A 13,780-nucleotide genomic window follows, 5' to 3' on the forward strand; every position below is an offset into this window, starting at 1 on the left:
ACCTTAAACCCCAAAGGGCTGAAGACTTTACCCGAACCGGAAGAGCTTTTCAAGAGCCCCGCCGCTGCGGTGAAGCGGGGTATAAGTCCCCCACACACCTACCGTCAACACCTAAAAATCAGAAAATTCATACAAACCCGAAAAAGCCCGGATATCCGCCAGAAATCAGATCAGCCACGGCGACCCGCAGGAAAAACCGATTCCCAGCCGCCGCCCAGCGACAGGTAAAGCCGCACCAGATCCCCGGACACAGTGGACGTCATGTCCGTAAAATCAGTCTCAGAGCGCAGGACACGACGCTCAGCATCCAGCACATCAAGAAAATTCGTCATGCCATGCCGATACTGCTCGCCCGCAAGCACATAAGCCCGGCGATTGGTTTCAACCTGAGCCGAAAGCTCATCACGCCGTGCCTGATCCGTGGAATAAGCAGTCAGCGCATCGTCAACGTCCTTCCATGCCGAAAGAAACGTCTTGCGATAACCAATCGCAGCATCCCGCTGAGCCGACTTCTTCAGTTCAAGCTGGCCCGTCAGCCGGCCGTCCTGAAAAATCGGAAGCGTAATCGACGGACCAACATTCCAGGCCCGTGCATTCCAGAAACCAAAATCCCGGAACGAAAAAGACTGAAAACCAAAACCCGCGTCGATCGTGACTTTCAGATAAAAATCAGCTTCCACCTGCCCCGCCTCCGCCGTCGCGGCATGAAACTGCGCCTCCGACGCGCGAATGTCAGGATGACGGCGTGCCAGATCAGACGGAACACCAGCAGGAACACGAGGCGGAATAGCCGACGGAACAGATAACTCAGACGTCAGAACCCCGGCGGAGAACCCATCAGAAGACTGATCGCATTGACCTGAAGCGTTACCTGCTGCTCCGCCTCAGGAAGTCGCCTCAACCTCAGAACGCGCAGACTGCTCGTCCAGATCACTCACAAGACCAACAATAACGTGATACTCTGAGTGCCCACATCCGCTCGGCCTCGTCACGGTTAGCCCCCGGAATTCTGAGCCGCTCCTGGGAACCCCGGAGCGTCACATAATCACGCGGCAGATATGCCTCGCGAGCGATCAGTATCAAACGCCTCTGCTCGCCGCTCTCCTGAAGGCAGGCCTGAGCGGCTTCATACTGACGGCGGACCCGTCCCCACAGATCAACCTCCCACGTTGCATCAATGCCATCGCGCCACTGATCAAACAGAGGAATCTGTGGCACTGGATGACGAGTCTTCCAGGAGGGAGGAAACCGATCCCCCGGAACTCTGGCCAATGCGCGAAATGATACGCTAAAGCGTTTTTGTGCTTTCCTGCGTGCGCGAATAAGGCCCGGTGGGGCTCAGCCCCGGTAAACCGTTCAGCACAAGCCAGAACGAGTTACGTGCGACTCTGAGCCAGTTCCTCCGTCGCACGCTGAATGTCCAGATTCTGAGAAGCGACCCGATCTTCCAGTGAAGTCAGTTCGGCATCGTGAAACACATTCCACCACGCAACGTCCGGTGCATCGGGCACCGTAGTGCTGTCATTTTTACCATTGGCGACCTGTGTGGAACGCCATTTCGGCGGTGTCCACGTCTGGGGCTTCTGGTAATTCGGCCCGACAGCGCAACCGGGCAGGAGCGCAGCAAGCCCAGTCAGAAGCCACTTTGACTTTACTTTTCTCACCATCCGTCTCTCACAATCGACGTCCTGTCTCTTAATGTTCTCGCGCCATTCATCTCACCCAAAGACCACAAAAATGGCGCCCCGCGGGGACTATTCACATTCCCTGCTGAGCCAGGCGCAGCCCGGCTCAGCAGGGTTCTGCGATACATCTTAATTATGACCGATCGGTTCGGTCATCATGCAAACCTATCGGCTTTCCTCCGGTCATCAATCTCGGGCAGGTTCCAGAAACAGAGGATATTATGAAACGGAAAGACTCCGGAGACGCAGAGACTGAAGATACAGAAGCGAATCTGCTAAAAGCTTCGGACGGGAAAAATGCTGAAACAGCCTCTCATGGAGAGGATCTGAACGCCAAGCGTCAGCAAATCCTTACAGGTGCGGGAGCGATTTTCGCGGAGCTGCGTTACGAGGGTGCGAGTATGTCCCATATTGCGCGTCGCTCCAGCGTGTCCAAAGGGACACTTTATAATTACTTTGACAGCAAAGCGGCGCTCTTTGCTGCCTTTGTCAAACAGAAAGCCTGTCAGGAACTCCCGCACACGTTTAGCTCAATCAGGAAAGATCTGCCCCCAGGGAAACTCTGCTTGGTGTGTCGCCCGGGCTATCATTACTTTCATGACCTCACCTGATGCCCTGATGCTCTACAGAATCGTCGTTTCCGAAGCCGGACATTTCCCGCTGCTTGCCCAGGCATTCTGGGAAAATACTCATGAAGTAGCCATCGCGACGCTGGCCGGGCGGCTGAAAGACCAGAGTGAAAAAGACGGGCTCCGCATAACAGATCCCACTTTTGCCGCCGAACGGTTTTTGCGCTTTGTCAGACGCGGATAGCAATGAAACGGCGCCTCCTGCTGCCCGTAGACATCTCTGAAGCTGAAATTGGGCATATCGCAGCAAGTTCCGCTGATATGTTTATGAGCCTATCCGGCAAAGTCCGACCGAACTGTTCCCGATATGCTGCGTTTATAAGCTGTCAGGCACCGAATGACCACCCGATACAGAGGTTGCTTTCGGTAAAACGGATATGAGCGATGCTCAAAAGCCGTGGCCGCCTTAATTTCTGAAGGAGCTTCGTGAATGACAGCGTCAAGAGAGGACAACCTCCCGACGGGACTTAACACTGTAGCCGATTTTCTGACCGGAGCACCGACCGATCATTCCGGCATCGCCTCGGCTGTAAGTGAGTATGCAGGAAAGGAAAATGCGCCGGGGATTCCCGAAATACGTCGTCGCGCACATGAAGCGGGGCTGGATGGTGTCCTGCTGGGATGGCGTCAGGAAATTTCAAAACAACCCGCCGATGAAACGGTCATTAAAAAACTGATCCCGGAAGATATTATTCAGAAAATCAGCAAAGAAACGGGCGTCTCGGTTCCGGCGACTGTAACCGGACTGGCGCAGGTGTTGCCTGGCATCGTTTATAGGAATGCTCAGCGCGAACATCAGCCTCGGAACAGATGATATTATCCCGGATCTGAGCGACGGTTCTGGTTATCTGCCTCTTTGTGGGGCAGTTTTTTTTGCAATTAATTCTGAATAAGCCGGAAAATTGTAGATATGTTTGGACGGACGAAACGGGTTTCCTCCGGTGCTTTCCTGTGAACGATTTTTGAATTTCGTGTGGATTCAGGTCAGATCCCGTGCATCTGGAATAGCAGCCTGAAAAGTGGTACAAACACCCCCGGTATATGGAGTAACAGGTCTTGAGTATAACGCCTGTTTTCCTTCTGTACGCGAGGTCATTTCATTTTGTCAGGCCGCCAATTCGTTTTGAATACGCACCGAATTACGACTGTTTCGGGGTGATGTTCCCGCAGTAACCAGAACACGGTTTTATTCTTCTTATGCCGCACCCCGATACTCTGCCCCTTCCGGTTAATCTGACCTCACTCTGGACCCGCATGGTCGAGGAGTCACGCGTCTGCTGTGATCCACTGGTTATGGGACTGCTGACAACCGGCATCAGTGCTCATGAGAACTTCGCAACGGCACTGGCGGCGATGGCAGGGCGAAAGCTGGGCAACCATTTCGTTGGCTCCGACGATCTGACTGTTCTCGTTATGGAGTGTTATGCCTCAGCGCCTGATATTGTCTGTGCCGGAGCGGCTGATCTCCTGGCTATCAGAGAGCGCGATCCGGCCTGCCCCGATTTTGTTACGCCATTCCTGTTTTTTAAAGGATTTCACGCGGTGCAGTGTTACCGCGTTGCCAACTGGCTATGGCATGAAGGCAGGCGCCATCTGGCTTTGCATCTCCAGAGCCGTTCATCTGAACTTTTTGCCGTCGATATCCACCCGGCTGCAATATTAGGACGTCGAATTCTGTTCGATCATGGGACCGGCATCGTCGTAGGCGAGACGTCCATTATTGAGGACGATGTTTCCCTGCTCCAGGGGGTCACCCTCGGAGGAACAGGCAAGCATGCCGGAGATCGTCATCCAAAGATCAGACGGGGCGTCCTGATCGGGGCCGGGGCCAAAATCCTTGGTAATATTGAAGTTGGCGAAGGAGCGAAAATCGGCGCCGGGTCAATCGTGCTGGAAGCTGTCCCTCCCTATACGACCGTGGTCGGGAATCCGGCGAAAAAGGTTGGCACGCGGCATACGCATTTACCTTCCCTTTCCATGGATCAGACTCTTCCGCCAATTGACTATATGATCTGAAAGAATGTTCCCGGCAGCTTCCGTCTTTCGCGGCACGTCGCAAGGATCGCTGAAATTTCAGGAAGCGAAGCAACCTTCCCACACCTGAACAGCCTGTTTCATTGCCACATAATCATGGACCCGGAAGAGCGTTCCGGGCAGATTCATCCCCGGCGCTGATGCCGCCAGAGTGCCCGGATCGCGCTGTGAAGCCTGCGTAACGCCGGTCAGACTCCCGATAAATCGCTTGCGGGATGTGCCGAGAACAAGTCTGCAATCGAGATTTGCGAATATCGGAAGACGGCGCAGCAACTCACAATTTTGTTCCGTATTCTTTGCAAAACCAATTCCCGGATCAACTATGATCCTGGATCTGGAAACCCCTGCCCGCTCAGCCTTCTCAATCCGGGCAGCCAGTTCTCTCACGACATCGACGGCCACGTCTTCATAAGACGTAAAGCTGTTCATCGTTTCCGGAGTGCCTCTCATATGCATCAGGATAACCGGACAAGAGCGCTCTGCGAGCAGAGGAAGCGCATCAGGATCGTATGTCAGAGCAGAAACATCATTAATAAGGCTGGCACCGGCATTCAGTGCTGCCTCCATTGTGCGGGCATTCCGTGTATCGACCGAAATGGCGACGCCGGTTCCGACAATTTCCTTAAGCACGGGCGACAGGCGCCCCCACTCCTCCTCAGACGTCACAATATCCGCAAACGGACGCGTGCTTTCCGCGCCGATGTCGATCACGCTCACGCCGCCGGCGATCATATCGTCTGCCCGACTGATTGCCTGCCTGGCGGTTTTATATTGCCCCCCGTCGCTGAAACTGTCCGGCGTAACATTCAGAATACCCATGACCAGGGCTCCGGGAGGAAGATCGGTCATCGGCGCTGATCCGGTCAGCACAGCGAGTTCATCGTTCCAGGCACCCGGAATGCGCTCAACTGGCAGGGGACCCGTTCTCACGTTTCCCTCGATCAGAGTCACGACTGTGAAGGCAGTGGACCCGCCAGCCAGCGGAAGGGCAATGCCGCTGCCGATCGCAGCGCGTGCTTCGCTTCCCCACATAAGTCCTGCAGGTTCAATCAGCCTCCGTGCATCCACGCCACACTCCATTGTCTTACACAAAACAAAAAAGGGCGGGAGCATGATGCTCCCGCCCTGTCCGGATGATCCGGTTCTTAACCCGGCTGAGGAGCCGCGCCCTCCAGAGGGGGCACCGGACGCCCGCCGGATTTACCGATCACCGGAGGTACCGATGAGCGGCGATTTTCCGGCATGAGGTCATCAACTTCCACGCGCTCGATTGGCTCACCACGAAGAATCTGCCGAATCTCTTCACCACTCAGTGTTTCATACTCAAGAAGAGCTTCAGCAAGACGATGCAGTTCATCAATATGATCGATCAGTAACGTGCGTGCCCTCGTATAGGCCGCATCGATAAGCTTCTTCACTTCCGCGTCGATCTCGCGAGCCGTTTCTTCCGACACGTTTTTGCTCTGCGTAACAGAATGCCCGAGGAACACCTCCTGCCCGTTATCGCCGTAAGCAATCATCCCCAGCTTTTCGCTCATGCCCCATTCGGTGACCATACGCCGGGCCTGATCAGTCGCCATCTTGATATCGCCTGAAGCACCGGTACAGACATTTTCGGGTCCGAAAATAATCTCTTCAGCGGCACGACCTCCCATCGCAAGGTCAAGCTCTGCCAGACATTTAAACTTGCTCTTTGAGTAACGATCTCCTTCTGGCAGGCTCATAACCATACCGAGCGCTCGTCCACGTGGAATAATCGTGGCCTTATGGACCGGATCGGTGCCTGGAGTCAGGATCGAGACAAGAGCATGCCCGCCTTCATGAAAGGCCGTCATCTTCTTTTCGTCTTCGCTCATAACCAGCGAACGACGCTCGGTGCCCATCAGCACCTTATCTTTCGCGTTCTCAAACTCACTCATCGCGACGGTGCGCTTACCCTGACGGGCAGCGAGCAAAGCAGCTTCGTTAACCAGATTCGCAAGATCAGCCCCGGAGAACCCCGGCGTGCCACGCGCAATAACTTTGGGATCAACATCTGAAGCCAGCGGTACCTTACGCATATGAACGCGAAGAATCTGTTCACGCCCGTTAACATCCGGATTGGGCACCACCACCTGACGGTCGAAGCGGCCTGGACGTAAAAGCGCGGGATCGAGAACATCAGGACGATTCGTCGCTGCTATCAGGATGACGCCTTCGTTGCTTTCAAAGCCATCCATCTCAACCAGCATCTGATTAAGAGTCTGCTCGCGTTCATCGTTGCCACCACCAAGCCCGGCCCCTCTGTGGCGACCCACGGCATCGATTTCATCAATGAAGATAATGCAGGGAGCGGCCTTCTTGCCCTGTTCGAACATGTCACGAACACGGGATGCACCGACACCAACGAACATCTCGACGAAATCAGAACCGGAAATGGTGAAGAAAGGGACATTGGCCTCACCGGCGATGGCCCGGGCCAGGAGGGTCTTACCCGTGCCCGGAGGCCCGACGAGCAGAACGCCTTTGGGGATTTTGCCGCCCAACCGGGTGAATTTCTGTGGATCTTTAAGGAATTCAACGATTTCCTCAAGCTCAGACTTGGCTTCGTCAATACCCGCCACGTCAGCAAAGGTGACCCGACCCTGCTTTTCCGTCAGCATCTTAGCGCGGGATTTACCAAAGCCCATGGCCCGACCGCCACCTGAGGGCATTTGCCTCATCATGAAAAACCACAGGCCGATCAGCACGAGGAACGGCGACCAGTTCAGAAGATAACGAAGGAAAGGATTCCCTTCGGTCTCAAGTGGCTTGGCAATAACTTCCACGCCTTTATCCGTCAGACGCGATACAAGCCGCTGGTCATCGGGTGCATAAGTCTCAAAAGCAGTGCCGTCAGTCAGCTTACCGGAGACATTATGTTCCTGGATGGTGACGGAACGCACCCGCCCCTGATCAACATCTGCGACAAAGTCTGAGTAAGGCAACTGTTCAGCCGCATGCTGAACGCTGCCGGGCTGAAACATATTGAACAGAAGGAGAAGCAGTACGATAACGCAGACCCACAGGGCCAGATTACGTCCAAAATTGTTAATCACAGTCTCTGTTCCACGCTATGCCTGCCTTCTGTTCGCTCAAACGGTGACACACCATGAGACCGGTTTCGGGCATTGATTGCAATCCTGACTTTACAGATGGTGTCATCATTCAGCGATGAAAGGCACGACTTATCTAAATATATGTTCATGCCGCCCTGATGGCACGTCACTCCGCAGCAGCCTGAGCCCGGTCAGCCGACGACCATAACGCACAGGTCGTGGCAGCGACTGCCGGAGTGAACCGAAAACCTGCCCGCTTCAATGCCGGTTCTTCGCATAGCCCAAGATGAGGGACGCATATCCGCCGGCCACCTCGCCAGAGAGCCGGAAGTGTCGCGCAGAGAACAGCGGGAATCCCTTCGCGCCTGTCACGTTTTAATCCACTCCCCGTCGCGGCAATGCTGATTCCCTCCAGATCGCCGTCATACCGAAGTGCAAAACGTCCGTCCCATATCGCCTCATCTGCGGCAGGCATGGCGGGTGCCATTGCCATATATTCCCGCATCAGGACCCATTCTTCGGGCAATCCCGCTGCCGGAAACACTCTCAGAAGACGTGTTCCGAAGAGAGTACCTGCGCTGTTACGGCTTCGGAATGCCGCCACGACCCGCCTGGATGGCGGATAAGCGTTCCCGCCGACAGAACGAATAAGGGCAGCAAGTATGTCCGGAGATGGCAACTCGTTTCCGAGACGCACCCATCCGGAATGCGAAAAAATTGTGCCTGCTGCCAGTCCCGCTGCCGTGCTCGTTTCATGACCCTGGCGTCGTTCACCTGATTTTACGGCCTCATCAAGAAGCCGAGACCGTTCCGAGGCTGAGAGCCGCTTCCTTATACGAACCCGTTCAGCACATTCATTTTCGTTAGACGGATCATCACTCCATGAAATACCTGCGTGGCGAAGCGTGTTCCGGAGAGAAAATCGGGACATACCCAGAAGTGGCCGGACAAGACGAATATCCGGCGTTTCGGTAGCCCACGCCATCCCCGCGAGTCCGTCGCCTTTTCCTCTGAGTTCCCGCATGGCGATCGTTTCAGCCTGGTCATCAGCCTGATGCCCAAGCAAAAGATTAAGGCTGCCAAATTTTCTGCAGGCCTTTGTCAGGACTGCGTAGCGGGCTTTACGGGCACGATCCGCAAGTCCGGGACCGGGCTGCAATGTACTCAGCGTCAGCAGATGCGCCTCGATGTTCATTTCCTGAAGTGTCTTCAAAGCAGTCAGAGCTTCGCTGGCAGATTCTGCCCGGAGGCCGTGATCTACTACAAATGCCACGAGATTATGCCGCCAGGCAGCAGCCAGCCAGGCGAGCGCCAGTGAATCACCGCCACCTGACACGGCGAGGGCCACGGGGCCGCCTTCCTGGGTATCGGGGCTCCATGGCCCCAGCCGTGCCATCATTGCCCGGAAATAATCCTGGGTGACGACAGCTTCTTTACCAGAATCAGACCGGGCGGAATTCACAGGCCACAATTTTCAGACTGAGCCGCCCCCGAGCTCTCAGCCTCGAACCTGCTTATGAGCACCCTCCCCGTTTGCTATAAACCGCAGCCGCTTTTGACACGCGGGCCGGCGGCGAAGGGAATTCCGCATCCAGCTTGTCCAGAGCCTGACAGGCAGCTTTTTTCTTATCCATTGCGAGAAGTGAAGCGCTGACGCCCAGCAGGGCCTCCGGAGCGCGCGGACTTTTCGGCGACTGTTTATAGGCATCGTAATACGCTGTTGCAGCCTGCCCGTATTGTTTCTGTCCGGCCAGTGACTGTCCGAGCAGGAACTGGGCGTCCACCTTTATTGTCCCTTTTCCATGCTCGAGAGCGGAACTGGCATTCTGCTGAGCACCGACGTAATCTTTTCGCAAAAGCGCGGTATTGCCTGCCTTCAGATAGCCTTCGGGTGTCTCGGCTGAGGCAGACGAAGCCGTTTCCGCGCGAGGCGGTGCAATCGTTTCTTTCGCAGCGGATGAGACCGGAGCTGAAGCACCGCCTTTCCCACTCTGCATGGCAAACTGCATGTCACCCATCTGCTTGGACAGTGACGCGCTCTGTTCTTTAAGCTGATTAGTCAGTTCGTCGATCTGCCCATGCATCTCGCGATTCTGTTCTTCGAGATTATTTACCCGATCCAGAAGCTGTGCGGTGAGATCATTGCCTGAACCGGAGCCCGAGCCTGCGGCAACGGGAGCCGGGAGGGAACCGTTGCCAGTTGATCCACCCGCAGACTGAACCTGGCTGAGCTGCTGTTTCAGCTCCATGATCTGGTCCTGCAACGCGATACCTTCGCGACTGCTCACCTGCGCATGGGCGACCAGCGGACAAACCAGGAGAATCGCAGCCGTGCCCAGCAGGCCAGCGACATGCCTTCTGATATAATTTTTCTGGAACTGCCCAGTCATTGCGGACATCGCGCGGCTCATGGTCCCGGCTCCCTGCCGTTATTCCGGTATGATCCCGACGTGTTGCATTAATGCGAACCGCAGGATCGAAATCTGTTCAAATCGTTTAGCGCATTCATTCGGCCAGCTAAATCAGCCTTATGAGAAGCAGACTGACCTGCATTTATAATATGCGTATGAATAGGACCAGACAAAGAAATGCCGGACAGACGCACGAGGCACCTGTCCGGCATTCTGATAACCGGACCTGCTCTGTCTGGAAAAAATTACTGAACCGACGTCACTGCGTTGCGGTTCTGGCTCCAGACATCTTCCCCGTCGCCGGTCGCTGTCGGGCGATCCTTGCCATAGGAGATTGTCGTCATCCGTGAACCTGCGGCGCCCTTGGCAGTAAGATAATCATGAGCCGCATTCGCGCGACGCTGACCAAGGGCCAGGTTATATTCCTCTGTGCCACGATCATCGCAGTTACCAGCGATCTGCACGGTGACCTGCGGATATTTTGCGAGCCAGTCAGCCTGCTTGTCGAGTGTCGCTTTCGCATCGCTCGTCAGGCCGCTCTGGTTGAGGTCGAAGAAAACACGATCACCAACATTGGCAACCAGATCGGCTTCGCTTCCCGGAACCGGACCGCTTGGCTGAACAGCCGCGCCTGTACCCGTGGCAGCACCTGTGTTGGCGTGATCATTCGCGCAACCAGCCAGCAGAGCTGCTACAGCGAGTGTACCGATAAGTTTCAGTCTCATTGCTTTGATCCTGGGATCAGTTCCATAGCCGGAACATAATGGGGATTAAGACGCGGGAAAAAGCCGGATTTCTCCAACAGTCTCAATTTGCGGACATCACACACGGAAATACTTTCCACATGCAGTATCCACTGCCGGAGACTACATCTGCCTAAGCCATACCCCGCAAGCGCGGTCAAGCATGTTCTCTCTCTGCTGCGCGCTTTTATCAGCCCACTATTGCAGGAAGAGAACATCTCTATCAGTCCCGGAATTTTTTTAAACGTTCAGGGGCGACCATGTCGGGCTGGAAGCACCTTCCGGCGTAGCGATCGCATGCTCATGGAACCCTGTAATATCAATGGTATGAATGCGCGCGCTTCCGTTTTCACCTCCGGTACGTCTGCAGAAAGCCAGAACACGGCCATTCGGACAGAATGTCGGTGATTCCACTGTGTAGCCCTGTGTCATAATGCGCTCACCCGTTCCGTCCGGGTTCATGACGCCGAGCGAGAACTGACCACCGGCAATGCGTGTGAAACCGATGAGATCCCCACGCGGTGACCAGACGGAGTCTCCGTAATTGCCGCTGCCGTAAGACAGACGCCGCGCCGCGCCACCAGATGCACTCATAATATAAAGTGCCGGTGATCCTCCCCTGTCGGAATTGAACACAATCTGCGATCCGTCGGGGCTGAAGCTGGGACTGACATTAATGGCGCCGCCGGAGGACGTGAGTTGTCGCTTTGCACCGGACGCAATATTGACCGAATAGAGTTCCGACCCGCTTCCACGCGCAACCGGAACGATAATCGTACCGCCGTCCGGGCTGTAATGTGGCCCGAGCGGCACACCATTGAAGTCGCCCAGAATGTGCTGGCGCCCGGTCGCAAGGTCAAAAATATAGATGCGCGGTACTGCCGTGGCATAAGACAGAAACGCAATCTGATCCCGCACGGGATTGAAAGATGGCAACTTGGTCTGGCTGCTGCTCAGGACACGATAATTCGCACCGTCCTGATCCATGACAGCAAGACGCATACGTGGCGCGTGAATCGATCCTGAACGGGAAATAAGGCCGATCCGGGTATCGAAGTATCCTTTTTCTCCCAGCATGCGCTGATAGATGACATCACCAATTATGTGCGCAATCCTGCGCCAGTTTGCCGCGCTTGTCGTGTAGGCCGTTCCCTGGATCTGCTGGCCGGTGAGAACATCCCACAGACGGAACTCCACGCGTACCGTCCCCGAACCTGAAGCCGTGCCGGTTACCGCAGCGCGGGCACCCATGGCTTTATAAGGCGCGAAATCGGGGGTTCCTGAATTGGCAGAAGACGGAATGACCTTGAAGAGGCCAGTGTTTGACAGATCATCAGTCAGCACGCCGGTAATCTGCTCGCCAACCCCCGGACCGAACGAGGGAATAACAATCGGAATTGGTGCCGTACGCGCCTGATCAACTGTGATTTCCGCGGCAGGCGCATCGGCTGCCTGTGCACCGGATGGCGTAACGATCATGCCACCGGCGAGACCGGCGCCCAGCACAGCCCCGCCTCCGAGTAAAGAACGTCGGCCAAGTCCCGGCGCCCCGAAGATTTCATTCAATGCGTTGAGCTGGCGACCGGAAAGGTAAGTATCGCGAGTCGAACCCATGGTTTTTTCCTCTCTTCTTGTTAGCCGGGCCTTTTATGGCCGGAAGACGAATTTTAGCTGACGGGTCTGACCCAGCAGATTCTTCGGAATGGGCAGCTTTGAGCAGGTGGGGCTGAGCACGGCAGCCCGCGCCCGCTCGGCCAGAGCACGATAAGATGTATCTGCGTTCATTCTTGCCTGCGTGTCAGGAGCGAACGAAACGATGCGCGCTTCTCCTGTCGCATCCACGGTAACGATCAGATGTGCGGAGAAGCTCGCATAGTCCTTTGCCGCCGTATCCTCAGTATAACAACGACGGACTTCACCACCGATGGCGCGCTGATCTCCCGTGCCCATGCTGGTTGTGATATCGCCATCCGGTGTACCGCCGCCATTCGGTGCACCGCCCTGCCGCGGATTAGCGGCGGCTTTTGGTGCGTGTGTCTGCTTTGAATCCTCCCGGAACGAATCAAGCGTCTCCAGCAGAGAATGCGTATCCGGTGCGGTCTTCTTCGCCTTATTAGGCTGCGTGATATGCGACGGAAGCGCCGTGTCCGGCAATGCATCAGTTGGCTGCGTCTGAGGCGAAGGCGGAGCAACAGCGTGTGATTTCTGCAGCTGTGCCGGCGGGGTCGGCGGCGCTTTGACAGCGTCTGGCGACGGCGCCTCGACCTTTGGCGGGATCGGGGTATCCGGCAGGGGCGGCGCTTCCGTCTGAGGCGGAGGCGGCACAGGCGGAGGTGGCGGCGGAGGCGGCGGAGTTTCCTCCGTTGGCGCCGGTTTCGGGGGCGTCGGAGTTGCCGGGGCTTCTGTCTTCTGAGGTGCCGGGGACGGCGCAGGCTTTGACGAAGGCGTAGAGGACTTCGCCGGGGGACCATTACCGCTTGAGGCGCCCTCGAACTCCATCTGAACCGGCGGCGGCTCAGGAGGTTCAGGAGGTTTCGGCAGGGGCGGAATCACAAGCAGAAATGCCGCCAGCACAAAGAAATGCAAGGCGCCGGACGCAGCAAGCGACTTTCGCATCAGGACAGAATCGGAACGGCGAGGCCGAACCATGAAGTGTCTCGCTCCGACGATCAGACCGATCCGCCAGCCGTCTCATTGCGGCAGGCGGATCGGTGTGTGGATGGCAGGGATAAAATCAGGAGCATGAGATGTGCTTCACTGTCCGGCGGCTGCGGGTTGCTGTGCGAGAAGCGCGACATGCGTGAAACCGCCTGCCGTGATCTGCCCCATCACCTGCATGACCTTGCCGTAATCGATATGTGAATCGCCGCGGACGAAGATGCGATGTGCCGGGTCGTTATCCGATGCCGCTTTCAGCTGGTCGACGAGCTGATCCGCCGACACAGGATTGTCGCCGAGATAGATCGATCCATCGGCTTTAATAGACACGGTGATCGGTTTTGTGTCCGTGTTGACAGGTTTCGCATCTGTCTTCGGCAGATCAACGTTCACGCCGCTGGTCATCATCGGGGAAGTCACCATGAAAATGATGAGCAGAACCAGCATCACGTCGACCAGCGGCGTGACATTGATATCCGACATCGGTTTTCTGCGACGACGCGAACCCCGGCCTCCCCCTCCTCCGACAGACATGCCCATGGA

General features: G+C 56.0%; 15 protein-coding genes. 4 read left to right on the forward strand and 11 right to left on the reverse strand.

The genetic code is table 11. From position 1 onward, the window contains the following. Positions 1-170 precede the first annotated feature (170 nt). The 3 genes from GOB90_RS19235 to GOB90_RS19245 all read right to left on the reverse strand — a co-directional run bounded on the left by GOB90_RS19235 (position 171) and on the right by GOB90_RS19245 (position 1,667). A complete protein-coding gene (locus GOB90_RS19235; RefSeq protein WP_306309445.1) occupies positions 171-818 on the reverse strand; it encodes a TolC family protein in 648 nt (215 codons plus the stop codon). 112 nt (positions 819-930) lie between these two features. Beyond that, entirely contained in the window at positions 931-1,218 is a 288-nt protein-coding gene (locus GOB90_RS19240; RefSeq protein ID WP_242012018.1) for a hypothetical protein, read from the reverse strand. 158 nt (positions 1,219-1,376) lie between these two features. Then, positions 1,377-1,667, reverse strand: coding sequence for a hypothetical protein (locus GOB90_RS19245; protein ID WP_146888749.1), 291 nt, complete (start codon positions 1,665-1,667; stop codon positions 1,377-1,379). A gap of 239 nt (positions 1,668-1,906) precedes the next feature. Between GOB90_RS19245 and GOB90_RS19250 the strand changes: the two genes are divergently transcribed. From GOB90_RS19250 to cysE, 4 genes are all read left to right on the forward strand, one after another. Continuing rightward, positions 1,907-2,296, forward strand: a complete 390-nt coding sequence (locus GOB90_RS19250; protein WP_242012019.1) for a TetR/AcrR family transcriptional regulator — start codon at positions 1,907-1,909, stop codon at positions 2,294-2,296. Further along, on the forward strand, positions 2,283-2,498 hold the full coding sequence (locus GOB90_RS19255) for a TetR/AcrR family transcriptional regulator C-terminal domain-containing protein (RefSeq protein WP_242012020.1): 216 nt from the start codon (positions 2,283-2,285) through the stop codon (positions 2,496-2,498). Before GOB90_RS19250 ends, GOB90_RS19255 begins: the two co-directional genes overlap by 14 nt. Before the next feature lie 246 nt (positions 2,499-2,744). Then, positions 2,745-3,128: a YidB family protein gene (locus GOB90_RS13235; RefSeq protein ID WP_146888746.1), complete on the forward strand. Its 384-nt coding sequence runs from the start codon at positions 2,745-2,747 to the stop codon at positions 3,126-3,128. Between the two features lie 440 nt (positions 3,129-3,568). Beyond that, complete coding sequence (cysE, locus tag GOB90_RS19565; protein WP_260175980.1) at positions 3,569-4,330, forward strand: serine O-acetyltransferase; 762 nt, start codon at positions 3,569-3,571, stop codon at positions 4,328-4,330. 57 nt (positions 4,331-4,387) lie between these two features. Here the strand turns inward: cysE and folP are convergent, their stop codons facing one another. The 8 genes from folP to tolR all read right to left on the reverse strand — a co-directional run bounded on the left by folP (position 4,388) and on the right by tolR (position 13,777). Then, positions 4,388-5,416, reverse strand: a complete 1,029-nt coding sequence (folP, locus tag GOB90_RS13245) for a dihydropteroate synthase (protein WP_146888737.1) — start codon at positions 5,414-5,416, stop codon at positions 4,388-4,390. Between the two features lie 77 nt (positions 5,417-5,493). Then, on the reverse strand, positions 5,494-7,422 hold the full coding sequence (ftsH, locus tag GOB90_RS13250; RefSeq protein WP_146888782.1) for an ATP-dependent zinc metalloprotease FtsH: 1,929 nt from the start codon (positions 7,420-7,422) through the stop codon (positions 5,494-5,496). A gap of 169 nt (positions 7,423-7,591) precedes the next feature. Continuing rightward, positions 7,592-8,824 (reverse strand): tRNA lysidine(34) synthetase TilS, encoded by a 1,233-nt coding sequence (gene tilS / locus GOB90_RS13255; protein WP_146888733.1) that lies wholly within the window; start codon positions 8,822-8,824, stop codon positions 7,592-7,594. Positions 8,825-8,939: 115 nt separating this feature from the next. Further along, complete coding sequence (locus tag GOB90_RS13260) at positions 8,940-9,836, reverse strand: tol-pal system YbgF family protein (protein WP_242012021.1); 897 nt, start codon at positions 9,834-9,836, stop codon at positions 8,940-8,942. A gap of 245 nt (positions 9,837-10,081) precedes the next feature. Continuing rightward, entirely contained in the window at positions 10,082-10,561 is a 480-nt protein-coding gene (gene pal / locus GOB90_RS13265) for a peptidoglycan-associated lipoprotein Pal (protein ID WP_146888730.1), read from the reverse strand. 258 nt (positions 10,562-10,819) lie between these two features. Then, positions 10,820-12,193, reverse strand: a complete 1,374-nt coding sequence (gene tolB / locus GOB90_RS13270) for a Tol-Pal system protein TolB (RefSeq protein WP_146888727.1) — start codon at positions 12,191-12,193, stop codon at positions 10,820-10,822. Positions 12,194-12,226: 33 nt separating this feature from the next. After that, positions 12,227-13,228 carry an energy transducer TonB gene (locus GOB90_RS13275; protein WP_146888724.1) on the reverse strand — a complete coding sequence of 334 codons (1,002 nt, stop codon included), beginning with the start codon at positions 13,226-13,228 and terminating at the stop codon, positions 12,227-12,229. 105 nt (positions 13,229-13,333) lie between these two features. Further along, on the reverse strand, positions 13,334-13,777 hold the full coding sequence (gene tolR, locus GOB90_RS13280; RefSeq protein ID WP_146888721.1) for a protein TolR: 444 nt from the start codon (positions 13,775-13,777) through the stop codon (positions 13,334-13,336). Between the last annotated feature and the right edge of the window lie 3 nt (positions 13,778-13,780).

Source organism: Acetobacter oeni (assembly GCF_011516825.1).
GTDB classification, from domain to species: Bacteria; Pseudomonadota; Alphaproteobacteria; order Acetobacterales; family Acetobacteraceae; genus Acetobacter; species Acetobacter oeni.